23 protein-coding genes are annotated in these 26,238 nt (G+C 39.2%); 12 read left to right on the top strand and 11 right to left on the bottom strand.

Features of this window, described 5'->3' with window-relative positions:
- Window positions 1-242: 242 nt before the first annotated feature.
- Window positions 243-977 carry a hypothetical protein gene (locus H6850_01610; protein USO02668.1) on the top strand — a complete coding sequence of 245 codons (735 nt, stop codon included), beginning with the start codon at window positions 243-245 and terminating at the stop codon, window positions 975-977.
- Window positions 978-1,237: 260 nt separating this feature from the next.
- Here H6850_01610 and H6850_01605 read toward each other — a convergent pair whose 3' ends face one another.
- Window positions 1,238-1,906: a glutathione S-transferase family protein gene (locus H6850_01605; GenBank protein USO02667.1), complete on the bottom strand. Its 669-nt coding sequence runs from the start codon at window positions 1,904-1,906 to the stop codon at window positions 1,238-1,240.
- A gap of 151 nt (window positions 1,907-2,057) precedes the next feature.
- Between H6850_01605 and H6850_01600 the strand changes: the two genes are divergently transcribed.
- On the top strand, window positions 2,058-2,747 hold the full coding sequence (locus H6850_01600; protein ID USO02666.1) for a DUF389 domain-containing protein: 690 nt from the start codon (window positions 2,058-2,060) through the stop codon (window positions 2,745-2,747).
- Here the strand turns inward: H6850_01600 and H6850_01595 are convergent.
- Window positions 2,721-2,987 (bottom strand): hypothetical protein, encoded by a 267-nt coding sequence (locus H6850_01595; protein USO02665.1) that lies wholly within the window; start codon window positions 2,985-2,987, stop codon window positions 2,721-2,723. The two genes, H6850_01600 and H6850_01595, sit on opposite strands and share 27 nt — an antisense overlap.
- A 146-nt stretch (window positions 2,988-3,133) precedes the next feature.
- Here H6850_01595 and H6850_01590 point away from each other — a divergent pair, with 146 nt between their 5' ends.
- On the top strand, window positions 3,134-3,715 hold the full coding sequence (locus H6850_01590; GenBank protein USO02664.1) for a hypothetical protein: 582 nt from the start codon (window positions 3,134-3,136) through the stop codon (window positions 3,713-3,715).
- A gap of 135 nt (window positions 3,716-3,850) precedes the next feature.
- On the opposite strand, the gene mtaB is transcribed toward H6850_01590, so the two are convergent.
- Genes mtaB through H6850_01575 form a run of 3 tightly spaced genes read right to left on the bottom strand, consistent with a single transcriptional unit; the run spans window position 3,851 to window position 5,630 of the window.
- A complete protein-coding gene (gene mtaB / locus H6850_01585; GenBank protein ID USO02663.1) occupies window positions 3,851-5,047 on the bottom strand; it encodes a tRNA (N(6)-L-threonylcarbamoyladenosine(37)-C(2))-methylthiotransferase MtaB in 1,197 nt (398 codons plus the stop codon).
- Window positions 5,048-5,101: 54 nt separating this feature from the next.
- Window positions 5,102-5,392 (bottom strand): type II toxin-antitoxin system RelE/ParE family toxin, encoded by a 291-nt coding sequence (locus tag H6850_01580; protein USO02662.1) that lies wholly within the window; start codon window positions 5,390-5,392, stop codon window positions 5,102-5,104.
- Window positions 5,382-5,630 carry a type II toxin-antitoxin system Phd/YefM family antitoxin gene (locus H6850_01575; protein USO02661.1) on the bottom strand — a complete coding sequence of 83 codons (249 nt, stop codon included), beginning with the start codon at window positions 5,628-5,630 and terminating at the stop codon, window positions 5,382-5,384. Before H6850_01575 ends, H6850_01580 begins: the two co-directional genes overlap by 11 nt.
- Window positions 5,631-6,209: 579 nt before the next feature.
- Between H6850_01575 and rpmE the strand changes: the two genes are divergently transcribed.
- From rpmE to H6850_01560, 3 genes are all read left to right on the top strand, one after another.
- On the top strand, window positions 6,210-6,434 hold the full coding sequence (gene rpmE, locus H6850_01570; protein ID USO02660.1) for a 50S ribosomal protein L31: 225 nt from the start codon (window positions 6,210-6,212) through the stop codon (window positions 6,432-6,434).
- 6 nt (window positions 6,435-6,440) lie between these two features.
- Window positions 6,441-8,501, top strand: coding sequence for a UvrD-helicase domain-containing protein (locus tag H6850_01565; protein USO02659.1), 2,061 nt, complete (start codon window positions 6,441-6,443; stop codon window positions 8,499-8,501).
- A 247-nt stretch (window positions 8,502-8,748) separates the two neighbouring features.
- A complete protein-coding gene (locus tag H6850_01560; GenBank protein ID USO02658.1) occupies window positions 8,749-10,977 on the top strand; it encodes a tetratricopeptide repeat protein in 2,229 nt (742 codons plus the stop codon).
- Here the strand turns inward: H6850_01560 and H6850_01555 are convergent.
- On the bottom strand, window positions 10,971-11,117 hold the full coding sequence (locus H6850_01555; protein ID USO02657.1) for a hypothetical protein: 147 nt from the start codon (window positions 11,115-11,117) through the stop codon (window positions 10,971-10,973). The genes H6850_01560 and H6850_01555 overlap by 7 nt on opposite strands.
- Window positions 11,118-11,459: 342 nt before the next feature.
- Between H6850_01555 and recG the strand changes: the two genes are divergently transcribed.
- The 4 genes from recG to H6850_01535 all read left to right on the top strand — a co-directional run bounded on the left by recG (window position 11,460) and on the right by H6850_01535 (window position 17,404).
- Entirely contained in the window at window positions 11,460-13,571 is a 2,112-nt protein-coding gene (gene recG, locus H6850_01550; GenBank protein USO02656.1) for an ATP-dependent DNA helicase RecG, read from the top strand.
- A 516-nt stretch (window positions 13,572-14,087) separates the two neighbouring features.
- Entirely contained in the window at window positions 14,088-15,719 is a 1,632-nt protein-coding gene (recJ, locus tag H6850_01545) for a single-stranded-DNA-specific exonuclease RecJ (GenBank protein USO02655.1), read from the top strand.
- A gap of 263 nt (window positions 15,720-15,982) precedes the next feature.
- On the top strand, window positions 15,983-16,951 hold the full coding sequence (locus H6850_01540; GenBank protein ID USO02654.1) for a hypothetical protein: 969 nt from the start codon (window positions 15,983-15,985) through the stop codon (window positions 16,949-16,951).
- Window positions 16,952-17,239: 288 nt separating this feature from the next.
- A complete protein-coding gene (locus H6850_01535) occupies window positions 17,240-17,404 on the top strand; it encodes a hypothetical protein (GenBank protein ID USO02653.1) in 165 nt (54 codons plus the stop codon).
- Window positions 17,405-17,580: 176 nt separating this feature from the next.
- Here the strand turns inward: H6850_01535 and H6850_01530 are convergent, their stop codons facing one another.
- Window positions 17,581-18,516 (bottom strand): hypothetical protein, encoded by a 936-nt coding sequence (locus H6850_01530; protein ID USO02652.1) that lies wholly within the window; start codon window positions 18,514-18,516, stop codon window positions 17,581-17,583.
- Between the two features lie 211 nt (window positions 18,517-18,727).
- Window positions 18,728-20,458 (bottom strand): leucine-rich repeat protein, encoded by a 1,731-nt coding sequence (locus H6850_01525; GenBank protein USO02651.1) that lies wholly within the window; start codon window positions 20,456-20,458, stop codon window positions 18,728-18,730.
- 123 nt (window positions 20,459-20,581) lie between these two features.
- Between H6850_01525 and H6850_01520 the strand changes: the two genes are divergently transcribed.
- Window positions 20,582-21,775, top strand: coding sequence for a tyrosine--tRNA ligase (locus H6850_01520; protein ID USO02650.1), 1,194 nt, complete (start codon window positions 20,582-20,584; stop codon window positions 21,773-21,775).
- 118 nt (window positions 21,776-21,893) lie between these two features.
- On the opposite strand, the gene H6850_01515 is transcribed toward H6850_01520, so the two are convergent.
- The 3 genes from H6850_01515 to H6850_01505 form a co-directional block, all read right to left on the bottom strand.
- Window positions 21,894-23,303: a sel1 repeat family protein gene (locus tag H6850_01515; protein USO02649.1), complete on the bottom strand. Its 1,410-nt coding sequence runs from the start codon at window positions 23,301-23,303 to the stop codon at window positions 21,894-21,896.
- A gap of 412 nt (window positions 23,304-23,715) precedes the next feature.
- Entirely contained in the window at window positions 23,716-24,282 is a 567-nt protein-coding gene (locus H6850_01510) for an NUDIX hydrolase (protein ID USO02648.1), read from the bottom strand.
- Between the two features lie 273 nt (window positions 24,283-24,555).
- On the bottom strand, window positions 24,556-25,344 hold the full coding sequence (locus H6850_01505; GenBank protein ID USO02647.1) for a DUF547 domain-containing protein: 789 nt from the start codon (window positions 25,342-25,344) through the stop codon (window positions 24,556-24,558).
- A 320-nt stretch (window positions 25,345-25,664) separates the two neighbouring features.
- Between H6850_01505 and H6850_01500 the strand changes: the two genes are divergently transcribed.
- Entirely contained in the window at window positions 25,665-26,231 is a 567-nt protein-coding gene (locus H6850_01500; protein USO02646.1) for an LON peptidase substrate-binding domain-containing protein, read from the top strand.
- Window positions 26,232-26,238: the final 7 nt, after the last annotated feature.

The following is a 26,238-nucleotide window of genomic DNA, read 5'->3' as shown; positions in this document are numbered from 1 at the left end:
AAAAGCAGATAAAAGTGAAGAAATGGTTAACCTTACACGCCGTCATCCTGACCATGAGTGAAATGAAGGAGAAGGATCTTCTTCAGATACACTCGGGAAGATCCTTTGATCTAAAGATCTCAAGATAACAGAAATACATAAAAGTCAAGTATTGACAAGTAAAATAAAAATATAAAACTTGATTTTTTACGTAAAGTATGGTAAAATAACAACGTAACAATAGATACATATATATTACAATAATGAGTTTACAAGGATTAGATTGGTTTATGGCCTTTTCAGCGGGGGAAATGGACATAAATTACAATCTAAAGGCGCTTAATAATCAATATGATTTTATATTTTATGCGCCGAATTCGAAGAAAATGATGCTTTCCCCCGTTATTGGTATATCATTTACGAAGAATAAATTTTATACAAAAGCGCAAGCAGGTTTAAGCCTTTCTCTTTTTGGGGCTTCGCATGTCCAAGAAATAGGAGAATTAAGGTTTGCAGCTGGATATGAATTGATGGATCGGTTTGTGTTTTCCGTTATTTTTGGCATTCAAAAGGCAAGAATACACGATATGAAAGTTAAGACACAATCCAGACATGAAAAATATACCATTCCCAGAGACGAAACATGGGCTGATGTGTATTTGGCTTATGAGGCACAAAGTGTGCATCCGACATTTACGCCCTTGTATAAATTTGTAGGTTTTGAAGGGCAATATGAGGTGAAAAAAGACTTTTATATTGTCGGAGCTGTTCAATTTGGAATCAATGATGTGCAGCACGGAAATTATAAAATATTCGCAAGAGAAGATGTGGATTCATCGTTTTTTGGGATGAATCCTTGGACCTTTAAAAAAGGTCTTGAAATCCCTACAGGGCTTGATGACAAAGTTTCTTTAGGCGTGAGTTCACGTATGCGCGTCAAAGGATCGATCGGCGTTTTGATTCGCTCAGGAGGGTTGGGTTTTGGTGCGGCGCCTTGAATAGCGTCATCACGAAGTGTATAAAACTTTACGTCATCACGAGGGACGAAGTCCCGTGGTGATCCATTATGGATGGCCACGACCCTAAAGGGTCTCGCCATGACGTACTCAGAGTTGTCATCACGAGGGACGAAGTCCCGTGGTGATCCATTATGGATGGCCACGCATTCTGACGAATGTTCTCAATGACGGCGGCTCGTCATCACGAGGAGCTGAGCTGCGTGGTGATCCATAATAAGACGCGGTCCATGAGGATGACGCTAAAAATCCAACAACGCGTACCGTTCAAACGGTTTAACTTGAGGTACTTTATCTTTAAGGAATTCCTTAAAGGTTGGGCGGGATTTGATGCGCATATACCAGGTTTTCATATCGTAATTATGGTCAAATGGTATAAGGCCTAGATAATCTAAGGCAGAAATGTGTGCAGCGGCAGCAATGTCAGCCATTGAGAAATGATCTCCTGCCAAGAAGTTGCGCCGTTCGCATAGCCAGCCAATATAGTCCAAATGCATCAACAAAGCCTGTGAGGCTTTACGTAAACGTGCAGAATTTACGGTGTTGATTTTTTTGCAATAGTTGAAGTGTTTCTCTTCCAGAAATGGCATAGACACTTCGCGTGCAAACTTTAAATCAAACCAATACATGAGTCGTCTGACTTCTGCCCGTTCCTTAGGAGATGTTCCAATCAAATTCGGATTTTCATATACTTCATTGATGTATTCGGTAATGGCATGGCTATCTGACACAACTTGCCCTGACAAATCCACAAAAACAGGGATTTCCATAGCATGATTCAGTTCAAATAATTCTTCGCGCTTTTCCCAAAAGGGCTCAAGTTTTAATGTGAAATCAAGCTTTTTTTCCGCTAGCATAAACCGAATTTTTCGAGAAAATGGACATAAGGCTTGATGATATAATATACGCATTTTTTTGTTATTTTATTTTTAGTATAGCGCTGGGTTCTGAGAAGTTGAAGGGGTGGTGGTCATCCTGAGCGAAGCGAGGGATCTTCTTGAGCTTTTCTGTGAAAAGATTCTTCGCTTCACTCAGAATGACAGAGTTTGTTGAGCTCTCGTCATGACGATTACGAAGTGCATACCAAATAAATCCATGATATCATTTAAGTGTATAAGACAAGCATTTACCTCATTGGAGCTATTTGGCAAAACCATCCATCCAAACGCTTTAATTGAAAATGCAGCTGATAATGGCATCATCAATTCTCGTTTTTTGTTTTTGGTTTTCACATCATCTATTGCTTCAACCGTAGGATTGCTCATTAATTCTCCTGCTATTATCATTGGCTCGATGTTGATTGCACCTTTAACAACCCTTGGGCTTGTGCAAGGTTTTGCGATCGTTACAGGTGACCTCACTTTATGGTTTGATAGTTTATTAGCGCTAGTCATCAGTACTTTTTTGAGTTTTTTTGTTCCTTATCTTTTAGTGAAACTTCTACCTGAAGATAAAACGCAAAGTACCCTGGAGCTGTCTTCTCGGGAAAATTATGGTGGTAGAGAAGTGTTGGTGGCGCTTGCTGCTGGATTGGTGGCAGGTTATGGATTTTTATATGAAGATACGATTGCCTTTGCAGGCAGTCAGATTGTTTTGTCTCTAGTGCCAGTAACTGCGGCAACTGGATTTTTCTTGGCAAAAGGCAATAGAAAATCTGCACTAAATGCATTCATCTATTATTTGATTAATATTGGTGCTGTTATTTTGGGTGTGATTTTGGTGAAGTTATTTGCAGATGTCATCATGAGCTGATTCATCCCCACGAATTAAATATGCGCAGACGTCATCACGAGGAGTGTAGCGACGTGGTGATCCATTATGGATGGCCACGACCCTAAAGGATCTCGCCATGACGTACTCAGAGTCGTCATCACGAGCCTTGCGTGGCAAGGCGTTGTGATCCAGAAAAACATAGATGGCCACGCCGCCTTTCTTTGCTAAAGCTACGGCGCGCTCGCCATGACGGTCGTTGTTCTTATATTTTTCTATCAATATGACGATTGTTGTGTTCGCTCAGGATGGCGTTTCTTTATAAAGCAAGCACACCAAACAAAAAAACACCAAAATTCTCCCATAATCATTTAACGCAAAAAAACATATTATATAATGAGAACATAGGTGTCTTTATTGAGAATAAAATGTCGATAGATCTTAGCATTACTGTATCTGCGATAGATGATTTTTGTGTCAGCGCAATTGCAATTGAGTTGCATAAGTTGGTGGGTGGTGTGACGCAATATCAAGGAACATTTTGGCATGCAGCAGCAACAACAGAAGGTGATACAACAGTAACAAAAACAAGCCCAGTACCGCAGGTAACACTTGATTGTCCAACTACTGCCCCTGAGAATTATTTTGGTAATATCAATGGCATGTCTGCTCCCATAAGTATTCCGTTGAGCAATTTAACAGACGCGGATAATTTTATTGTGATCAAAGCATGTGTTTTTACTAAAGCGATTGGAAAAGTTATTGATGATTTAAATGGTTCAACAGGAAAAGCAACTGCTGGAACGTTGTTGGCGAATGAAATTGCAAGTCATACATCTGCTGGCAGTGCAGCTCCTACAACAGCAGAGATTGCGATGGTTGATAGCTGGAGTGATGGTACAAATAATGCCGCAGGTTCTATTTGTTGGTACTTCCCTGTGAATCCGGCTGCAACGCTTACCACGGCTAGTTCAGCGGTTACGTTGTCTGTGACTGGAACTCTTATATAGCTGTTTGATGCGAGTTGTCATTACGGCGTGCACAACTCATCGTCATCACGAGGGGCGTGTAATTTATCGTCATCACGAACCTTGTGAAACAAGGTGTGGTGATCCATGGATTGCCACGCATTCTGACGAATGTTCTCAATGACGGTATATCAAAACGTCTCCCACCTTCATCCCGTCCGTTGCTTTAAATTTCACCGCCATAAAGTGATCCGTTTTCCCGTATGCAACGTCATTTTGGATTCTCTCAATCAACACGTTATCTGTTTTTCCAACCCATCGTTTCAACAATCGATCCATACAATCTTGGCGCACACCTTGCATAATTTTTGCACGTTCTTTAATTACACGACTATCTACTTGCGGCATTTTGAATGCGGGTGTGTTTTCATGCGCGGAGAATGGGAAGACGTGCAGCATATCGAGCTGTTCATACAGTCCCACAGAATGCTCAAACATCTCATCTGTTTCGGTTGGGAAGCCTACAATAATATCGGCACCAATGGTCGCCATAGGGCGATGCTGTTTCACAAACTCTAAGAATTCAAACACATGAGATCTTAAATGGCGGCGCGCCATGCGCTTGAGAATCGTATCATCACCAGCTTGTAAGCTTAAGTGAAAGTGCGGTAACAAACGAGGATCTGTTTTAATCAGATTCCACAGTTCTTCATCCATTTCACTTGGATCCAAAGATGACAAACGCAGTCGTTTCAAATCTGGTAATAAATTGAACAACCGTTTGATGGTTTGACCCAATCGGGGGCGACCTGGCAAGTCAAACCCATAATGTGTGATATCCACACCTGTCAGCACAAACTCTTTATACCCGTTTTCCATGAGTAACTTGATTTGGTTTACAATCATTTGCAGTGGCGCACTTCGTGATCGACCACGACCATATGGGATTGTACAAAATGTACAGCGGTGGTTACACCCATTTTGAATTTCAATAAATGCCCGCACTTTGCCATCAAATGATGCTACCAAATGTGGTGTCATTTCTTTGACTTTCATAATGTCAGAAACAAAAATGCGATCTGTCTTTTGATAGCTTTCACGATCAAATTTATGCTCATTCCCAATAATCTGATCCACTTCTTGCATGTCTGCATACTTACTTGGATCAATCTGCGCATCACACCCTGTCACTACAATCCTGGCATCAGGATTTTCTTTGCGTGCTTTTCTTATCGCTTGTCGCGCTTGCTTAGAGGCTTTTTTTGTCACGCCACATGTATTAAAAATGATCACATTTTCTTCATCTACCAGGTCTTTAATCACCTGCGATTCATACGTATTTAATCTACATCCAAATGTCACAACTTTTGCCATGCGTTTGTGTGGGTGGTGGTATTTATTGGTAGGATAACAGATTTGATTGCAGTTTCATATTTCTACCCTTTTGCGCATAAGTTTATAAACATAACTTTTATCGCGTTTTGCAATAACAATCACTTTCACAACGAACTGCTGGTCAATCACTTCATACACAAGTCTATAACCAAGATTTCGTAGTTTAATTTTATAAAACTGTTCTTTAGTTGCAAGTCTGTCTTTTAAAATATGTGGATGCTTTAAACGTTCTGCAATTTTCTTTTTGAATTGCTCTTGAGTAGATGTATCCAATTGATTCCATTCTTTCCGTGCCTTTTGTATGAAATAAAGCTTATAAGTCATCGAGCAAAACTTCTTCACTCGGATCATTTGATCTTTGCTTTGCCAACGTTAAAAGTTCAGCATTTTCCAAAGTTTCAAGAAGTTTTGCATACATTTTAGCTGGCACACAATAGAAAACAGGGTGATTGCGATTCAAAATTGCTACAGATTCACCTTCTCCAGCGTTTACCGTATCCATAGGGCTTTTCTTAAGTTCTGAAATACTTGCTGTGTGTTCTGAATAGATTTTTTCTACCATTTTGTGTATAGATTTAGTTCATCTATCTTATTTTAGTACTTTTAAAAGCACTTTTAAAGACCTCCGTCATCCTGAGCACAGCGAAGGATCTCCTTGACTCTAACTGAGGAGGATGCTTCGACCTAAAGCTCTCAGAATGAGGGGGCTTACTATGTTCGTTTATGATACATGACAATTCTGGAGCCAATTCCGTAATTGTCTTGACAATTCTGGAATAGAGTCCATAATTATCAAGAAATTTATAGGTTATGTGCCATGTGTACAGTTGGTGCAGGATATCCAGTGCGATGTTGACACACAGGATGGATACAAGTGAAGTGTCTGAGTCAGTTGGATTTATCTGAATACGTCTGAGAGTCGTCATCACGAGGAGCGCAGCGACGTGGTGATCCATAATGTGGATGGCCACGCTTTATTCACCATGACGGTATTCGATGATTTTTTACCCAACATTTATTACAAAAATAGTATAAAAAATAAAAATTTCCCGCATTTTCACCCCTCGGTTGAAAAAAAAGACTTGATTTGTAACCAATTATTTATTAAAAATAGTTTATATAAAGTCTAGAAAGTAGAGCAATGGCAAAAAAGACAGAGCATCCAGATTATCATGAAATTACAGTTGAGATGACGGATGGCACAACATTCAAAACAAAATCCACTTGGGGTAAGCCAGGTGACACTTTGAAACTTGAAGTTGATCCAAAAAAACACCCAGCTTGGGTTGGAGGAACAAGTACATTGGTTGATACAGCAGGCCAAGTTGCGAAGTTTAACAAGAAATTTAAGGGATTTGGAATATAAGGGCGAATGACCACATTGAATGAACAGCAAAGTGCAGCAGTTGCGCATGTTGACGGACCATGTCTTGTATTAGCGGGCGCAGGAACCGGAAAAACTAAAGTTTTAATTGAGCGTGTTGATGCGTTAATTAAAAACGGTCATGCAACATTAGATAACATTATCCTTGTTACATTTACGAACAAGGCTGCACGTGAAATGAAAGAGCGCCTCGCGAGATTAACAGGCGCGCCTGTAACCAATAGTTATATTGGAACATTTCACTCTATTTGTACGCGTATTTTAAGAAAATATGCGGATGTTTTGGGGTTTGACAGTTCATTCTCAATTATTGATCAAGACGATCAAACAAAGTTGATCAAACAAATTATTTCTGCAGATTTTCCAGAAGAGAAGGAGAATGCAAAGAAGATTATTGCTTGCATTAACAAGTGGAAGGATAAAGGATATCTTGCGAATGATCTTGATCCTTCAGATAGATATGTGGGTATTTATACGGCGTATCAAAATAGATTAAAGATTAGCAATGCCTTTGATTTTGGGGATTTGCTGACGTATTGCATTAAGTTGTTCAAAGATTATCCTGACGCCTTGAAAGAAATTCAGGATCAATTTAAATACATCATGGTGGATGAGTATCAAGATACAAATACAGCCCAATATATATGGCTAAAGTTGTTAGCAGGGCGTGATAAGAACGTTTTCTGCGTTGGAGATGAAGATCAATCCATTTATGGTTGGCGTGGTGCTGAGATCGATAATATTTTGCGATTTGAGCGTGATTTTGAGGGTTGCAAAACTATTCGTTTGGAAGAAAATTATCGTTCTTCACAGCATATCGTAAAAGCGGCATCGCATCTGGTGAGCCACAATAAAAACCGAATGGGCAAAAATCTTCGCTCTAGTATTACAAATGATAGAAAAATTATCGTGCAAGCTGCATGGGATGCAGATGATGAAGCTAAGTTGGTATGCGACAACATGGTAAAAATAGCTAATGCTGGCGCAAACTATAACGATATGGCGATTTTGGTAAGGGCTTCTTTTCAAACGCGTGAGTTTGAAGAGCGTTTGATGAAGTTGAAGATTCCATATTACATCGTGGGTAGCACGAAGTTTTATGATCGTATGGAAATCAAAGATGCAATTGCGTATTTGCGTATCATTCATCAAAAAGATGACTCTATTGCATTTGAGCGTATCTTGAACGCGCCAAAAAGAGGCGTTGGTTTAACGAGTATCAAAAAAGCACATGCCATTGCAAAAGCTGAGAATGTGTCATTTTCAGAAGCGTGCATGAGATATTGTGAAATGCCAGGCGTTCAAAGCGCAAAGCGTGCGTTGAAAGATTTCTTTATGAAAATTGAGCACTGGAAGAATATGTCAAAAACCAAGCCATTCTCTGAGTTGGTAAAAGCCGTTTTGGAGCAATCTGGATATTTACACCATTGGCAAAGTGATAGAACATCTGAAGCGCAAGGGCGTGTGGAAAACCTGAAAGAGTTTATGCGTGTAGCAGAAGATTTTAAAGATCTGGAGTCTTTCTTGGATTACGTTGCTGTGATGATTGAAAGCAACAACATGACCAAAGAAGGTGTGCAAATTATGACATTGCATGCAGCAAAAGGCTTAGAATTCCCGTATGTCTATTTACCAGGCTGGGAAGAAGGTTTGTTTCCACATCAACGCGCTTTGTCTGAATCTGGAGAAAAAGGTCTAGAAGAAGAACGTCGACTGGCATACGTTGGTATTAGTCGTGGTAAGAAGCAGGTATGGATTTCTTACGCGATGCAACGTCGTTACTACCAGTCTTGGCAGAGCAACATTTTGTCTCGTTTTATCAAAGAGTTGCCTGAAGGGCACATTCATCACTACAACCCAAATGGAATCGAAATCACAAGCGCCAAAGGTGGTGATGAATTTATTATTGGTGAGCGTGTCACAAGTGATCAATATGGTGATGGTGATGTGATGGACGTGGATCCATTTGGTGTATATGTGAAGTTTGATCGCTCTGGCATCAAAAAGTTAGCTCATAGGTTTATTCGCAAAGTCTCTGCGGTGGCTTAATAATTCTTCATTTTGAACAGTATGTGTCGTCATGGTGAGCGAAGCGTGGCCATCCATAGTTGCCCTTCGTGATGACGGCTCTGAGCCCGTCATTGCGAGCATTCGTTAGAATGCGTGGTAATCCAAAAATGGATCACCACATCTCGCCTTCGCTAAAGCTACGGCGGATTCGTGATGACGTTTTCACTTGAAACATCCCCCGAATTTTCCTATAAATTAAGAACGCGACAAATAAAATAGATTAAGTATGTTTTTGTTTTGGAATTTATGCGGGGCTGCGGCATCAACAGTTCCTTCTAGTGTTTCCTCTTGCTCTTTTGCTTGTCTCCAATTCTATGGTGCTCAGGGTCCAGCGCCAACAGCGCAGATGCGCTATGAAAGTTTATTAGGTTGTTATGCGAGAAAATATTTTTCCGCAATGCATAGTGAGGCAGAACTATATTTATCCTCAGGAGAAGCTTTAGGCTTAACCCCATTTGAAGCAGTAAAAAGTCAGTATAAATGGGCAAAGGAAACTTATGAGAAAAAAAATGGTCGCATGACCGTAGGTATAGATCCAAGATTGATAGAACTATTTCATATGCCAGATGCTACAGATGAGATGAAAGCGTTTGCTTCAGATAAAATGCCTGAGGGATATATAAGTCACGCAATTTTGGATTTTGTAAAAGGGCTTTTTGAAAATGCAGGAGATATTGGCAAATTAAAAGATTTTTGTATTTCTAGATTTCCTAAAATATTGAGCATGTCTAGGGAAAGGCTTGAGTATATGTTTTCAAATAGACAGCTTGCTCAGCAATTTGCGCAAATGCAGTCTAAGGATTCTTTTGTTGAATTTAAGACCCAAGAGCATGCAACAGTAGGTGTTTTTGATACGTTATTTTGTCAGTATATTTGTTTTTCAGGATTTCATGATCAGGATGCTCCAAATTTTGCAAGAGGTATTTTTGGTTTGTCTCAAGTTAAAGGCACCCCAACACTTTGGGCGAATTTTTTTAGAGAGTATGCAGAAATGCAAGGGGACGTTTTAGCACTTGCTGCGCAAGCAGATAGTTGCACTGATCCTGATAAAGTATTGAGTTTGCGTGAAGAGGTTGTAAGAAAGCTGATGACTCAACCTGTAAAATCTTCACAAGATACAGAGACTCTCTTAAAATGTTTATATAAACTTGGCAATGAATATATTGCAAGACGTAATTTTGCTAAGGCAGCAAAATATTATGAGCTTTATCTAAAAGAATATTCGGTACCACCTCTATCACTAGTAAGTTCTTCTGAAGAAGTGGGTGTGATTCAGAAGTTTTGTGTTTATGCGAACTTGCTCAATAATTTAAGAGATACTCGTGAGTTTGAAAAGTTTGAAAGGTATTGTGCGCAAGCATTAGATGAGCTAGAAGGTAAAGCAATATATTTTTATAATTCTGTGGCGAGAATTTTTATGCTCAAATCTTCAGTTCATGTATTAAAAGGTGAGAATGTGCAAGCTGCTGAGGCTGCGCAGAAAAGTGTTGAATACTCTAGCCATACAACTGATAAAGCGTTGTCACAAATGGCGAATTTGCATTTGGCGCAAGCGTATACTCAAAATGGAAGATTTGATGAAGCAAGAGAAATATTATTAAGAAAGTGTCCGCAAACAGCCGAAACGTTAGAGGAGTGTGGACGTGTTAACTTCATGTCAGGGAGATACAATTGTGCTTTTCGTGCATGGGAGAGCGCGTTAACGAAAGAAGGTTCTTCTGAAACAAAAGCTCGCATCCGATATTATCTTTTGCCTATGGCTCATATGCATACGCACTTGCAACGATTTGAGGCATTTGATGTTATACAAGATCAAGAAGATGTCTCAGATTCAGATCATGACGCAGCATCTCATATTTCAGACGCAGATCAAGAAGCGATAGATGAGCTCTATGATGACATGGTTCAAGATGATGCACAAAGTGATCTGAGTGCTGTTTCTGATGACGAGGGTGTCGAAGTAGCATTAAGTTGGAAAGAAAAAGTGCAATTAATAAGAGCAAAAAAAGAGCGTTGGAAAGAAGAAAATAAGAGAAAAATCGCAGACTGTTATAAACCCTCAAAACCAAAAACCGTCTCTCAAAAAACTTACAATGCTATACGTTTGATATTTGGTAATGCTGATGAAGCTATTGGCTATTTAACATTTCAACAGTTTAGTGATTTACTAAAAGTATTAAGTGACAATTGCGTACAAACGGGTTGGTTTAAGGGAGAAAAAAACACATTCGTTATACGTCACAAAGATAAACCAGATGTATTTATAACACGCCCTTTACACCCCAAACACGGAAAAGACGGAAAAAGTGAAGCTGAAAAATTACGCTTCAATGATAGGTATGAGAAAAAGCTGATGAGAAACCTCCTCATAGACGCTGGATTTTATGGTCCAGAATCCTGTGTTGTTGAAACTGGAGCGGCTGCTGCTTCGTTAGTTTCAGGAGATGATCAGTAAATCTCCATCTCGAGCACGCCAATTTTATCATCCACTTCAGGGTAGGTTATATACCACCATCCCAGCACACTTATTGCTAAACAAAAAAAGAATGCAACCCACAACCAGTCCCAATCATAATTACTTAAAGGATGCGCCATTATCTGGAATGTTGGATGTCTTATAATTCATTATATCATAAAAAGTTGTCATCATGAGGAGCTAGCATAATAGATTGCCACGCATTCTAAAGAACGCTCGCAATGACATTGCTCCGTGCATAACGTCATCGCGAGGAGCGTAGGGACGTGGTGATCCAGTATGGATTGCTGCGCGCTCTAATGAGCGCTCGCAATGACGGAGTGTGATGAAGGAGACATTAACACGTTTCTATTTTTTTTAAAACCCTCTCAATCTTTCGCAAATTATTTTTTATTTATCGCTAGACCATTTTTTATTTTCACTTTATACTGAAAGCGAAAGTGGTAGTTTAGTTCAGAAAATTGTCTTCAGTTACATCGCGTCAGACCATCAGTGTTTTAGATGATATCAGTGTTTTATCCGACATTTCCCCTAGAAGAAAAAACTTATTTCGCAAGTTGATGGGTGATCGTGTCATTGATATTTTATGGCATTTGCCTTACAACATTAATGACCGTCAAAAAAAGACCCATCTGAAAGAATGCACACCCGGCACATATGTGACGATTATTGTTGAAGTGTCATTTCATGTGCCAAGTCATGCGTTGAAAAAACCAGCGAAGGTTGTATGCACAGATAGCAATGATAAATTGGAGCTGTTGTATTTCAACACATCTAAACACTATCTTACCAAAATTGCGCCATCAGGCGCGCGTATTGTTGTGAGTGGGAAAATTGATTATGATCCCAACCAGCGTATCTGGCAAATGATTCATCCGGATCATGTGGGCGGTATGGAAACCTTGAATCATTGGATTGGCACGGAAGCTGTTTATCCTTTAACTTCAGGCGTGACGCAGACTATGGTGCGTGGTGCGGTACACAAGGCGTTGCCATTTTTGCCACGACTGCCGGAATGGCACACAAAAGAAACTCTAGAAAAATATCGTTTTCCATCCTTCCACCAAAGTGTAAGTTTATTGCACAACCCAATTTCTAAAAAAGAACTGTCCTTCTTTCACCCGGCAAAAATGCGTTTGGTGTTTGATGAATTTTTGGCGCAACAATTGAGTTTGCAAATTACGCGTCGTCATCACGTGCAAGTTCGTGGTGCGATTTTAAAACATAAGCGACGTTTGGTGAATTCTTTCAAAAAAGCTTTGCCATTTAAATTAACAGATGCGCAGTTAGGTGTGTATGACGAAATCGAGAGAGATTTATTGCGTAATACGCCAATGTTGCGCTTACTACAAGGTGACGTTGGTTCTGGTAAAACTGTGGTTGCAATTATGGCAATGTTGCAGGCGGTTGAAGCAGGATATCAAGCGGCGATTTTGGCGCCAACTGAAATCTTAGCACGTCAACACTATGTGTCACTGCAAAAATATGTAAGCGCCTTGGGTGTGAATGTGGAGATTCTCACAAGTCGTGAAAAAGGTAAAGCGCGTCAAAATATTCTGGATGGTTTGATGAGTGGGCGCATCAACATCCTCATTGGAACGCATGCCATTATCCGAGATAATGTGAAATTCAAACGTTTGGCATTTGTAACAATCGACGAACAACATCGTTTCGGTGTGGAACAAAGATTAGCTTTGAGCCAAAAAGGTCGTAACACGCATATTCTTACCATGACAGCGACGCCGATTCCAAGAACTTTGATGATGGCGAGTTATGGTGAAATGGACGTTTCATTTATCCGCGAAAAACCAAAGGGTCGTCAAGAAATCAAAACAAAACTGATCAGCGTAAATAGATTAGATGATGTTGTTGAAGGGATGAAACGATTCTTGGAGCGTGATCAGAAGATTTATTGGGTATGTCCATTGATTGAAGAATCTGAAAATTTAGATATTGCTGCTGTTACAGATCGTTTTGAGCATTTGTCTCAGATCTTTCAAAAGCGCGTAGCGATGATTCACGGTCGGTTGAAGAGTTTGGATAAAGAAGTGATCATGGATCAGTTTGCACGAGGCAATATTGATATTCTTGTGACAACAACTGTAGTTGAAGTGGGTGTAGACGTTCCAAAAGCAACATTGATGATCATTGAGCATGCGGAGCGATTTGGTTTGGCACAGTTGCACCAATTGCGCGGTCGTGTTGGTCGTGGTGATGATGCTTCGACATGTATTTTAATGTATGGCGACAAGCTTGGTGGCGTTGCGCAACGACGCCTTGAAATTATGCGCGAATCAAGTGATGGATTCTATATCGCTGAGGAAGATTTGAAATTAAGAGGTGGTGGCGAGCTTCTTGGAACGCGTCAAGCTGGTTTACCAAAATACCACTTTGCAGATTTTTCTATTGAAGATCCGCGTGCAAAACGTTTGCAACAAGAGTTGTTGTCTGAAGCGAATGTTATCGCAAAAGATATTCTTGAAAAAGATCCGACACTTAAGAGTGTGTCTCATATGCTTTTACTTGATTTGTTTAATAAGGCTGATGTTGCAAAGTATAAACGCTCTGCATAATTGAATTGTCAGGCCCGTCATCACGAGGGACGAAGTCCTGTGGTGATCCAATATGGATGGCCACGCCGTCTTCGCTAAAGCTCTGACGGACTCGCCATGATGGGGTGATCTTATGATCCTGGTTGAATGATTGGCTTCTTTTTGCCGCAACCGCATGCATTAATCATTGTATGTCTCCTTATGTCGTTTCAGTGAAATTGTTGCACGTCATTTGAATAAGTGTGTTGTCGTCATGGCGAGCGTAGCGTGGCCATCCATATTGGATCACCACAGGACTACGTCCCTCGTGATGACGATAGGCACAAATTTCAAGATGGTGTGTTTATACTTGTTATTCACTGCATCTATATTTTATCAAAAAAACGTAAAAAAGTCAATGATTTTCAGGGTCGTCATTGCGAGCATTCGTAAGAATGCGTGGCCATCCATGGATCACCAGGTCGCTTCGCTCCTCATGGTGACGATCGACGTTGAAGCCGAAAAAGCGTATCATAAAGAAAAAAGCGCCTAGTCCTTATGACGCCGATTTTGTCTCAAATTCTAGAAAAGCGCAACATCACAGATATAGAGTCATTTTTAGATCCAAAGCTTAAAGATACCATGCGGGATCCGTTGGAAATTCCTAATATGCGAGAAGCGGCAGATCGCTTTATAGAAGCGCTAGAGAATAAACAAAAAATAGGCATCTTTGGTGATTATGATGTGGATGGCGGCACAAGTGTGGCGCTTTTGATGCGTGTTTTTAAAGATGTGCCGTTTGAAGTGTATATTCCCAATCGTTTGACAGAGGGGTATGGTCCTAACAAGCAGGCGATGGATTATTTCAAAGACAAAGGTGTTGATCTAGTTGTTTTTGTAGACTGTGGAACACAGGCTATAGAGGTGCTGGAATATGCTAAAGGTCTAGGGTTAGATCTCATTGTCTTGGATCATCACGTATCTCATGATCCTTTATGTGAACATGCAATTATTGTGAATCCGAATGCACACGCAGATGTTGATGTATCATTTAAAAACCTATGCGCAGCAGGGGTAACATTTTTATTTATCACGGTTTTGGTAAAAAAATTCCCAGGCCATAAAAATATTTTGCTGCAGAATCTTGATTTGGTGGCGCTTGGGACTGTATGTGATATTATGCCGTTACTTGGATTAAATCGCGCAATAGTCAAACAGGGTTTGAAGGTTGCAAATTTACAACAAAACCATGGAATCACCGCATTATCATCTATTTCTGGCATCGAGGGGGAAATTAAATCTGAACATTTTGGGTTTCATATCGGACCTCGTATTAATGCTGGTGGCCGCACAGGCCGTTCAGATTTTGGATATAAAATTTTATCTACAAACTGTCAGACAGAAGCGATTTTACATGCAACAGAACTTAACAAGCTTAATACGGAACGCAAAGATATTCAGCAGACAATTTTGGATGAAGCCATTGAGGAAATTGAGCGCAAGAATTTAAATCGAAATAACGTGTTGCTGCTTGGGCAGCAGCATTGGCACCCAGGTGTGATTGGTGTCGTTGCAGGGCGTATTAAGGATATTTATCACAAGCCTGCTCTTATTGTTGGGTTCAATGAGAATGCTTTAGGTATTGGATCTGGGCGTTCGCCCGATAATTTTTCTGTGTTGGATCATATTTCAGAAGCAACAAAACAAGAGATTATTCTAGGTGGCGGTGGGCATGCTTGTGCCTTTGGATTCAAGCTTACTTTTGATCAGCTTGAGCCATTTCATGAGTTTTTGATTCACAAAACCAAAGAGCTGGAGATTCCAGAAAAGACGCATGATGTTGATGTGGAGCTCGAGTCTTTTGAGTTTTTTTCCCATGAGTTGGTCCAAGATATGGCGAAGCTTGAGCCATTTGGTCACAAAAATCCTGAGCCGGTCTTTAGAATTAAGAATGTGATTTTAGAGTCATTTGATATTCTGAAAGGGCGTCATTTTAAAGGTATTTTCCGAGATCAAAACGGTCGGACAATGAAGGGTATGTGTTTTGATTTTCAATATAAATACTTGAGTACAGATTTAGAAATGCTGGAGAAAAACACACCTGTTGAGATTATTGTGCGCCTTTCTTCCAATGAGTGGATGGGGCAGTTGCAGTTGACGCTGCATATATTGGATTTGACTGTTATGTAGATTCGTCATGGCGAGCGAAGCGTGGCCATCACTGGATCACCACGTCGCTGCGCTCCTCGTGATGACGAGAGTTATACGCTCCTCTTGATGACGAGAGTTATACGCTCCTCGTGATGACGGCTCTGAGCCCGTCATTGCGAGCGTTCGCTAGAGCGCGTGGCAATCTATTATGAATCAGTTCGTAATGACGTTTCTGCGCACTTCCTACAAAAAAACATATTTCTATGTTATAATGACACTGTAGATAATTTAAACCTAAACACATGTTCTTGTTTTTAGATGCCAATCTTACAGTTGGAGTTACAGTTACAGGAGCAAATTTCACGAAACTTTTTGGTTTCAAACATGAGAAAGCTTTGTCAGAAGCTGAGAGAAAAGAATTAGAAGCGCCAGAAGATGATAAATTGCAGGATATGGGCTCTGTGATTGACGCAACAGCTAGAGCGAAATACCCAATTCTTGTAGCTATGATCAGGGATCTTAGAGCATTTGGTGCGATAAATGGCATAGGGCAAATGATGAAAGCGCAGATAGATGCTGAAATTACAACACATGATAAAACTTTAAGAACGAATGTTCTTAAGGCAGTATTAAAGGATGACGCTTTAGCAGCAGAATTTGAAAAATTAAAGCCAGGCACAAAACCTTCCGCCGCTTTAACGCAAAAAATCTTTTATGCAACGTCTGATGCGCAAACAATTGCACTCTTTGAAAAAGGAAGAAAAGCGGGGCTTTGGGCTGATGTTGAAGAAATGGAAAGTGTTGTGAATCAATATGCAACAGCAGGTATTTCAGTGCAAGCTGATTTTGGATGGAATGTGAAATTCAGAGAAAACATCCATTTCCATTTTGTTGGATCATTTGGCAAGACATTTAAACAACAAAGCGCATACTTTAAGCCTGGAATGTTTGGACAACTTTCCATTGAGCCAACATACATGTTGAAAGAGAATATCGGCGTATTTGCGTTGGTTGGAATCAGACATACACGCAACGTGTATGCAACAGACCATGATCTTCATAAAGATATCAAAAGCTTAAACTCTGTGCCAGTTGGTTTTGGTATCAATTATGCTGTGGGTAAAAATACGCGCATGAGCTTGAAGTATTTTTATAACTACACATGGGGTGGTGATGAGTTTTCTGATGATAAAGAAAAAACAACACACTACTATGCTGCACAATCCTTTAGCTCCCACAATGTGGCAGTTGGATTGACTTGGATGAAATAGCGCATCATCTTCATGGATCACCACATCGCTTCGCTCCTCGTGATGACGTTTACGCCGTCATGGCGAGACCCTTTAGGGTCGTGGCCATCCATCATGGATCACCACACCTTGCTTCGCAAGGTTCGTGATGACGAGCCGCCGTCATTGCGAGCGTTCGTTAGAACGTGTGGCAATCCAGCAATACGATACCCTGCGCCTTTTTTATTAAAAAATATTCACACCTTATTGTAAAATAAATTCATTTATAGATATAATAAAACATAAAATGATATTTTATATAGGATACATATGGAAACAAAATTATTGTGGGTTATGGGGCTCATCGTTTCAGGATTAATGGCTGTATTGTTCTTAGTGACAAAATATTTTGGTATCAGTGAAATTTTTGAATATTTTGGCGCCTCTATGGGAGAAGATGAAGGTAAACGAGTTTCAGCTGAAGAAGGGTTTTAATCTCACGCGTGGAGTGTCGTCATGGCGAGCGTAGTGTGGCCATGGATCACCACGTCGCTGCGCTCCTCGTGATGACGTTTCTGAGTCCGTCATTGCGAGCGTTCATTAGAACGCGTGGCAATCCAGGAAGTGGATCACCACGGGACTTTCCCTCGTGATGGCGTGCACGCTGCATGTCAATGTGGTAATTTCTCCCCTTTAATAAAATGTCTCATACATACCTGACCAAACGTATCTGTGAAAACCAAATGCCCATGTTTGATGGGTTTTCTAAAATGTACTTTTGCACCTAAATCTATCAGACGTCTTTCAGAATCTTTGGATAAAGAAAATGGCACAATGCGATCTTTTGGGCAGTGAATTAATAACACTCTCTTTTCTGTTTGTGGTAATTCCAAAGGAATGTGGGGATGCATGCCGCCTGCAACAGATATCACTTTAGATAGCGCGCGATTTTGTGTAAGCAGATCAAGAGCCACAACAGCACCTTGTGAAAATCCGCACACCATAACATTTTCATATCCACCTACAAGCATCGCGAGATCATCTAGCCATTGCATTAAAAAGGGGCGATTTTCTTCAAGGCCTTCCTTAATCGTGATAGGATTAGGCCTGAAAATTGAGCCAGCCCCCAAGGAAAACCATTGATAATTCCACGCTAGGGGTAATGGGCCTGGTAGGGGATAACACACTTTAAATCCTTGTGGCACAACATACAAAACATCATCTACATCTGGCGCAAGAGTAGCAAAATTTTCAGCAGAATCTAGCATGCCATGCAACATGAGACACACTTTTTTGAAAGGCCGTTCAGGATTGCGGTGAACGGTGTAAACAACTTTGTCAGCATACACCTTTTTTTGAAATAGAATCTTATCAATTAATTTTTGAACGCGTTCTTTTAGTATTGGATTATCTAATCTTTCGCGCAGTGCAACGAGTTCAAGATAGGCTTCATCAGCTTTCTTAAAAAAGGAAGAGTAATCTGTTTTTTGAATTTTTTTGAAACCAGGTCGACTATACGTGGGGAATATTCGGAATTTGTCTTGCTCTAAGCAGTCTGCGATGTCTTGAAATTGCGCCTCTTCGGTCGAAATTTGTGTAGTCCCCATGGTTTTTTTAGATGCAATATTTTTTCTTTAGTATATGGTTTTGAATTATTTCCAAATGGTTAATTTTGACAATAATCTAGGCTATTTTTAAGGGATTTTTTAGTGGAACGCAACAGCATTTATAAAATAAATTTTGAAGACGCGCTCAAAATACTTTGTTGCAGGTTCTAAGTTTACTTTTATGCTGTAATTTATCAACAGATTCATTCATTTAACGATAGGAAGAAGGTTTATCTAGAAATTTAATTTGTTCTTCAAAGCCATTTTCTTTTAACGCAAAAAGAATACCATGCTGGTACGGATGGTTTTGTTCTATTGGTAGTAAAATTTGTTGAAGGGTTGTGGGCGCTACGCCTTTCAAAAAACCACGATTATCAACAGACGTAAGGTTTTTACAATCAGAGATATCAAAATATTCTAAAGAAGTGCAGTCAGATAGAAAACAGCACCCGATGGTTTTAAGATTTCTCCAGTCAGAGCTTCGAAAGCGTTTTAAGGATTTGGATTGAGATAGAAAATACGACCCAATTTTTTTAATATTGATCCATCCAGATCCATCAAAGGACTCTAAAGCGGTGCAATAAGCCAGAAAGTAATGATCAATCGTTTCAAGACTTATCCAATCGAAGGAGTCAAACTTCTTAAGAGAGTTGCATTTAGATAGATAATTTTCCCCAATCTTTTTAAGGCTGGTCCATCCAGATCCATTAAAATACTCTAAAGACGGACAGGCAAAGAGAAAGTTCTTCCAAATTCTTTCAAGGTTAAACCAGTCAGAGCCATTAAACCGCTTTAAAGATCGGCAATTAGCCAGAAATTCACCGCCAACCTCCTTAAGATTCGTCAATCTAGATCCATCAAATTCCTCTAAAAATTGACAATGAGTCAAAAAGTAAGATCTCACTTCCTCGACATTAGAGCCTATCACATGCAATTTTTTAACAGAGGGAGGGAGGTCGCTGCGACCAAGCTCAATCTCTTTCTCGTAAAAATATAATACAAGGGTTAAATCTGGACGTTGTTTAAATATATATTCAATTTCTAGCTTGCGTAGTTGATACATTAAATCATCATCTGATATGACAAGATACTGTGTTGTAGGTAAAATATTATATTTTTCTTTTATAAAGTTAAGCGCATCTTCCTGTGTTTCAGAAGCGTTAAGTTTTTGTTCTATCTCGTCAACATATTTTAGTTGCGATTCAAAAATAGTATATTTTTCTTGCGCTTCTTGAATAATAGCTTGCTGCGCTTCTAAAAGCTTTCGAGCAAGTGTTTTTTGCGCGTCTATATTGCTTCTTTCGATAGATTCTGCAACATCGCGATATTCCTGATCTGTTTGTGTATCTGTTTTTTCTGGAATAGGTTGGATTTCTGGTTTTGGGAGGTAGATATAATCGGCCCTCATATACTCTTTAATTCTTGGGTCTATGCTTGAAGAAAGTTTCTGGCCTTCAAAATACTCCTCTAACCATTTTGGTAAAAGTGTTTTTCGCAATAGTGGCTTATCGCCTAATCGCTGCTTTAAAGTGTGCACGATATTTCCTTGAGAGCGCTTTGTATCTGCAACGCTTAATACATTTTTGGTTTTTTCGGAAATAGGTCTGTTGTGCATAATAGAGTTTACGTAGGATTCTTCAGCTTCACTCATATGTTTGCTATATATAAAAAGTTCTCGCATGGTCGGATTTGATGTTGCTTTTAAGGCATCTTCTAAAGATAATGCGTTCATAATGTGTCTACCTACCGCAGGGCTTTTAAATATTTCTTCCCTAGAGTCAGGGGTCACATAATCATCAGATAATGCATATAAACCAGGCTTGTAAAAAGATCGGCTGGAGGTATGTGATAAGCATGTCAAAATCCAAGCGAGCAAAGGTAGCGCCCAAGAAATAACGATAGCTAGGATGAGTTTAGGAGTAAAGTGATTTGAGAAAGACATGTATATACCTAAAAATCTTATCAGTTACATTATATCATTTTTTATGCAAACGATAAATGGCAAGCTCCACATATCATTAGCACATTGTGTTAAAGTAAAATATATACTTATCAAATCCAATTTATGAACACAAAGCTTCTTTCCACTCTCAAAGACCGTGGGTTTGTCTACCAAACCACAGATGAGCCAACCATCGACCATATGTTTGAAAACGAGAAAGTTACCGTATATCAAGGATTTGACGCTACAGGAGATAGCCTTCATGTAGGGCATTTGATTGGCATTATGATGTTGCGCAGATTAGAAAAAGCTGGGCATCAGCCAATTGTATTGTTAGGTGGTGCAACAACATTAATTGGCGATCCATCAGATAAAGAAAAAGAGCGCCCATTATTAGACAAAGATACGATTCAAAAAAATCTAGAGTCATTAGAAAAAACCTACAGAATTTATCTCGATAATCCGATCATTGTGAACAATGCAGACTGGATTAAGAGCCTGAATTATATCGATTTCTTAAGAGAAATTGGTCGCTATTTTTCGATCAACAGAATGATTGGATTTGAGTTTGTGAAGAATCGTCTAGATAACAATAAACCCATTTCTTTCCTTGAGTTTAACTATATGATTTTACAGGGATATGACTTTTATCACCTCTTTAAAAATCATAATTGTAAATTGCAAATTGGTGGATCTGAACAGTGGGGTAATATCATCAATGGCGTTGAACTCATTCATAAAATTGCAGGCAAAGATGCATATGGTTTAACCATTCCATTGCTCACCACCTCCTCTGGTACAAAGATGGGCAAAACTGGTGAAGGTAAAGCCATTTGGCTCAATGCAGACAAAACCTCACCATATGATTTTTGGCAATATTTTAGGAATGCACATGATAAAGATGTGGAAAAGTTTTTGAAGATTTTTACAGAACTACCGTTGGATCAAATTGCTGTGATCATGAAAGGCAATATCAATGAAGCAAAGAAAACACTTGCAGATGAAGTAACAACTTTATTGCATGGTGCAGACGTTTTGCCAGGAATTCATAAGACAGTAGAGCAAGTGTTTGAAAACAAATCAGGCAACTTGGACTCATTACCTGTGTTGAAAGTACTGCATGAAAAGTTGCTTGATACACTCGTTGAAAATGAATTATACGCAAGCCGCTCTTTAGCGAAAAACGGTATTTCCAGTGGTGCCGTGAAAATCAATGACGAGAAAATTACAGATATTGCCGCAACTGTGAAGTGGGAAAAAGATATGATTTTAACGGTTGGGAGGAAGCATCATTATCGTATTGTTTCGCCATCCTGAATTAACAGCACCGTCATCCTGAGGCGTAGCCGAAGGAATCTCGTAAAAACAGGCAGAGCATGCTTTAGGAGATCATTTAATGTTCATTGATGGTGGTTTACTCTACTTCGTAACCTCGTCACTTATGTCGCTTGAAACTGCTGATGTCAAAATACCCAGCTTCTTCAAAAAGACTCTTTATGAACCAGTGCTCATATCCTGTCATTTGAAGTCTATCATTATTACCCTCTTTTCTATGTTTTGGATGTAAAAATCTAGTCACGATTGTATCTGGATTTTCTCTTTGAGGTAAAGTAGCTTTGTGAGGCACTGTTTTAAAATCAAAATCTCCTCCAAGATGTTGTAAGAGATCCTGATAGGATTTGAATTCTACCCACCCTTTTGGTTCACGAGATTGTTTGAAGATTTTTTTTAATGTTTCATAATCGTTCGCAGGAACGTTTTTTGGTGGTAATGTTAATTCCAAAGCTTTTTTGTTTTGATGTATTTGACGCTCTATGCATTCTATGCATTTTTGCCTTTGGTCTTTCCTTGCCGCATAAGCCTTCAGCTGCTCTTGATAACTCGGGATACCTTTTTTTTGGGCGATCCACTTGGGAGAGGGTGTTTTATCTGATTGATCAGCGTCTACGGTTGTCTTTGGTTTTTTTAAATCTTGCTCTTCCTCATACGTGACATCATAAAAAAGATGTTCTATTGTTTTTTTATTCGTTTGGTCTATTTCGGCTTCATGTATTTTATTTTTTTCTATTGAGATCAGCATGTTCAAAAGAAAGATGTTATGCTGTAACAGCTCCAAATGGTGTTTTTTTTCTGATGTTTGATTGGAAGCTCTAATGAAAAATTTTTTAGCCTTTGCAAAAAGCTGTTTTTCAAAGTAGATGTATCCTAAATTTTGACTTGCCATAAACGAACCGCTTGCTGATGCTCGCTCTAAGTATGGCTTTGCTTCATCGGTCTTGTCTAAGTGTATATAACAGTTTCCAAGCGCAGCTTCAGCTGCAATTTTGATATTTCGATCAATTGCGAGTCCAAAGGCTTTTTCATAGTACGTAATTGCTTCGCGTATGCGCTCTTCTGATGTTTTGTCGTTACTAAAAAATTTCATAACTTGAGCTTTATAAAAATAAACAGCGGCGCGTTCATCTACAAATTTTGATTCTGAACCATCCTCTCCTTTTAAGAATAATTCAAAATACCTTTCAAATTCTTCAAATTCCCTGTTCTTGTAAAAAATTTCCATTAAAATTGCATAGGATCTCATTTTGAATGTATTGTTTTTTACTGATAATCTTATAACTTTTTTCAAAGATTCCACTGAATTTTTTTGATTTTCATGAAGTGCCTGATTGAATAGACTTTCAATATAGCGTTGTTTGTCTTCATTATTAAGAGAGAATTTTTGATATATCCAAATTAATGAAAAAAGAGCAAACCCTAGAAGTGCGGTGGTTTGTACGATTAACAGCAACTCTTTTGGGTAATTTTCTTTTAAGTCGGGCATTATGTCAGGGAATTTTTGATACATCCAAATTAATGAAAAAATAGTACATCCTATAAGTTCAGGAGCTTTGAGGGATGCTAAGAAATCTTTTAGGTCATTTTCTTTTGGTTTGGGAGGCGAAGCAAAGATTATATTAATTTCATTATACTGATTTATAACAATGTATGCTTTTCTTTTGCCTTGAGTAACGCCCGCTTACTGCAATGTTTGTATAGCGAGGTCAGCATTTTCAAATGAAGTACTCGCATATAAATTCCAAAACGAAAACATACATATCTTACTTATTTTTTTGTCGTGCCGTTGTTATAGAAAATTTTTGAAGGTATTTCAAGCGTATGCATGTACATTGTTATCCTAAGCGCAGTAAAAGACCCTCGTAAGATATACTCCAGAAGATCGTTTACTCGGCACTCTCATTCAGGATGACGGAGTGTGGCTAATTCCTCACCGCAACAACCGGCTGAATATTCATCAACCTGTGGCGCGTCTCAATCGCATCAATATTATGTTTGTTAAACAATTCATACAAAAACTTTTTGTTACGACGAATACCTTCCGCAAAGAAGTAGCGCAATTTGTGCTCTTCATCTTGATATGTAAATGTTTTTCTTCCGCGATAAATCGCATCCAAGACCAAATACAAGGGGAAAAACTTTCCATTGCGAATATCTCCAAACCCTTGTCCATGTTCTGGGCTATCCACACGAATATCATTTTCGCGGATAGAACTGTTCACAGAAATGAACGTTTTATGGTTGGTTGGGTGATCCGTTCCTTTTAAGGAATAATAGTCCAAATAATTGAACAATTTTGGATCACCTTTTAAGGAGCCTAATGACTCTTCATGTAATTCGCGCACGGCTGTCATTGTGAGGGACTTGTCTGTTTCTTCTTGTCCGCCACCGAAAATACCCCAGTGCTTGTTGGATTCTTGAATGAGAAATATCTTGGGCATAGTGCCTGCGTTATTAATAAGCATGACATGTCCTGTGTTCTTACCCATGACTTTCCATTTTAATAATTATCCTACTTTACATAGTAGGAAAGTTTCTGTTAAAATTCAAGGAATTTTTTCAACACCGAGGAGGCGTCATCACGAGGCGCTTCTATAATGCTGTCATCACGAGGAGCTGAGCTGCGTGGTGATTCATTATGGATGGCCACGACCCTAAAGGGTCTCGCCATGACGTACTCAGAGTCGTCATCACGAACCTTGCGTAGCAAGGTGTGGTGATCCATGGATTGCGGCGCATTCTAACGAATGCTCGCAATGACGTTATTTTCTAGGCTCTTCAAAATCATTTAATCGCCAGTCATAATCATATCCATCAATCCAATTGCGATGTTCCAGTGCTTCTTTCAAATCAGGGCGGGCATATTTTTTAAGATGCTCCAAAACAGATGGTTCAAAATCTCCACTATACCATTTGTAGATTTTTGAGGCTCTGAGATATCCATTATCTGCATCAACTGCTACGCCGCGTCTGTGGTTAATATAAAGACTTGCCACGCGGTCGAGGATGAGATCTATATCCTTCCCTTTGTAGGCCTGATTTCTCAGATTGGGGCAGCTATAAGATGCGCAATTCAAGGCATAATGAATACGTGCATCTTTCCAGAATGTGCGGAGAATATTGTTTTCAATATCATATAAAGATAATTCCACCCCTGAAATTTTGATGAGTTTTTGTTTCCATGGTCCAAAAAAAGACAAAAAGCCAATGTTTATATCTTGAATGCTTTTCACAGGATAGTGGTCTAAAACTAGCAGGATAGTTAAGGCGTTATAAAGATTAATCCAAAACGCTAACTGTTCTCTCTTATTATAATGTGCAATCGGGATGCTCTTGAGATAATTGATATAGTCGTTTAAAAGGTCTCGCGCTGCCTTTGTGTGTTTTGCATCTTTATATTTCACAACAGATCGGCCATCCCTGAGGATAACAGTATATTTCTGCAAGAACATGTTGAAAGAATCATGATCAATTTCTTCTTGTGAGGTATTGCTATGCTGTTGAAAATCATCAATAGATTGCGCAAAAAGTGTGAAGAAAAAGAACAGCATGATTTTTTATATAATGTGCTTTGTCCTAGTATCTTACTTTTTTTGGGAAATTGGTAGGGGGCTTCGTCATCACGAGGCGCGTGTAGCGCCGTGGTGATCCATTATGGATGACCGCATCTACCTATGGCAGATTTGCCATGACGAGTTGTTTTTATGCGAAAAATCTCAGATATTTCAAATAATAATTGAATTTATTTAAAAAGTAATAAAAATTTACTTTAATATATTGAAACTCTTCACAAAGTTGTTTCTATAATAAATTAGGGTAAGTCATAACTTCATTTAAGCCAATGAGCGCGTTTCCAAAACATCTACCACTTGTGTTGTTTAAAAATGAGGTTTTACTACCAGGCAATGAAATGTTGTTGCCCGTTGAGGGCGCTACTGCTCTGGCGTTAATTGCAGCCTCTCTTAAAACGTCTAAATATATTGGTGTTGTGCAAACAAAAGAAGAGGGTGGTTTTTATTCCACAGGTACACTCGGACGTGTTTTGGATTATGAAGAAATAGAGCCAGATAAGATCTGTTTATTTGTTGAAGGTATTAAATGTTTTGATATTCTATCATTTAAAACAGAATATGCTCTCATTCGAGGTGAGGTGCGTTATACCAATGCAACAACGCCGCATCAAGAGTTTAGTCGTGAAAAACTCAAAAAGGCGCTCGCGCATTATTTCTTGAAATTGAATATGCAGCCAAATTGGGAAGTTATACATAATTATTCTGACAAAAAGTTAATGCAGTATCTATTAAACTTTTGCCCGTTTCAATCTATTGAAAAACAGTGCCTTCTTGAGGCAAAATCGTTACATGAACAATGCTTCTTGCTAACGCAGCTTGTGGAGCTTTCTTTTCCGAGATGCCGCTTTGAAGGAGCGATGAATTAGCGTTTTT

This window comes from Alphaproteobacteria bacterium (assembly GCA_023898745.1).
Lineage (GTDB): Bacteria > Pseudomonadota > Alphaproteobacteria.
The sequence above is the reverse complement of the archived record's forward strand: the minus strand, read 5'-3'. Positions and strand labels throughout refer to the sequence as shown.

Excerpts from the sequence above, each read along its gene's own strand:
- H6850_01565 (USO02659.1), top strand. The coding sequence starts at position 6,441 with ATGACCACATTGAATGAACAGCAAAGTGCAGCAGTTGCGCATGTTGAC.
- H6850_01540 (USO02654.1), top strand. The coding sequence starts at position 15,983 with ATGTTCTTGTTTTTAGATGCCAATCTTACAGTTGGAGTTACAGTTACA.
- H6850_01520 (USO02650.1), top strand. The coding sequence starts at position 20,582 with ATGAACACAAAGCTTCTTTCCACTCTCAAAGACCGTGGGTTTGTCTAC.
- H6850_01590 (USO02664.1), top strand. The coding sequence starts at position 3,134 with ATGTCGATAGATCTTAGCATTACTGTATCTGCGATAGATGATTTTTGT.
- mtaB (USO02663.1), bottom strand. The coding sequence starts at position 5,047 with ATGGCAAAAGTTGTGACATTTGGATGTAGATTAAATACGTATGAATCG.
- H6850_01555 (USO02657.1), bottom strand. The coding sequence starts at position 11,117 with ATGGCGCATCCTTTAAGTAATTATGATTGGGACTGGTTGTGGGTTGCA.
- H6850_01525 (USO02651.1), bottom strand. The coding sequence starts at position 20,458 with ATGTCTTTCTCAAATCACTTTACTCCTAAACTCATCCTAGCTATCGTT.
- H6850_01575 (USO02661.1), bottom strand. The coding sequence starts at position 5,630 with ATGGTAGAAAAAATCTATTCAGAACACACAGCAAGTATTTCAGAACTT.
- H6850_01505 (USO02647.1), bottom strand. The coding sequence starts at position 25,344 with ATGCTGTTCTTTTTCTTCACACTTTTTGCGCAATCTATTGATGATTTT.
- H6850_01610 (USO02668.1), top strand. The coding sequence starts at position 243 with ATGAGTTTACAAGGATTAGATTGGTTTATGGCCTTTTCAGCGGGGGAA.
- H6850_01600 (USO02666.1), top strand. The coding sequence starts at position 2,058 with ATGACGATTACGAAGTGCATACCAAATAAATCCATGATATCATTTAAG.
- H6850_01530 (USO02652.1), bottom strand. The coding sequence starts at position 18,516 with ATGGGGACTACACAAATTTCGACCGAAGAGGCGCAATTTCAAGACATC.
- H6850_01535 (USO02653.1), top strand. The coding sequence starts at position 17,240 with ATGGAAACAAAATTATTGTGGGTTATGGGGCTCATCGTTTCAGGATTA.
- H6850_01560 (USO02658.1), top strand. The coding sequence starts at position 8,749 with ATGTTTTTGTTTTGGAATTTATGCGGGGCTGCGGCATCAACAGTTCCT.
- H6850_01510 (USO02648.1), bottom strand. The coding sequence starts at position 24,282 with ATGGGTAAGAACACAGGACATGTCATGCTTATTAATAACGCAGGCACT.
- H6850_01580 (USO02662.1), bottom strand. The coding sequence starts at position 5,392 with ATGACTTATAAGCTTTATTTCATACAAAAGGCACGGAAAGAATGGAAT.
- H6850_01605 (USO02667.1), bottom strand. The coding sequence starts at position 1,906 with ATGCGTATATTATATCATCAAGCCTTATGTCCATTTTCTCGAAAAATT.
- H6850_01515 (USO02649.1), bottom strand. The coding sequence starts at position 23,303 with ATGTATCAAAAATTCCCTGACATAATGCCCGACTTAAAAGAAAATTAC.
- recJ (USO02655.1), top strand. The coding sequence starts at position 14,088 with ATGACGCCGATTTTGTCTCAAATTCTAGAAAAGCGCAACATCACAGAT.
- rpmE (USO02660.1), top strand. The coding sequence starts at position 6,210 with ATGGCAAAAAAGACAGAGCATCCAGATTATCATGAAATTACAGTTGAG.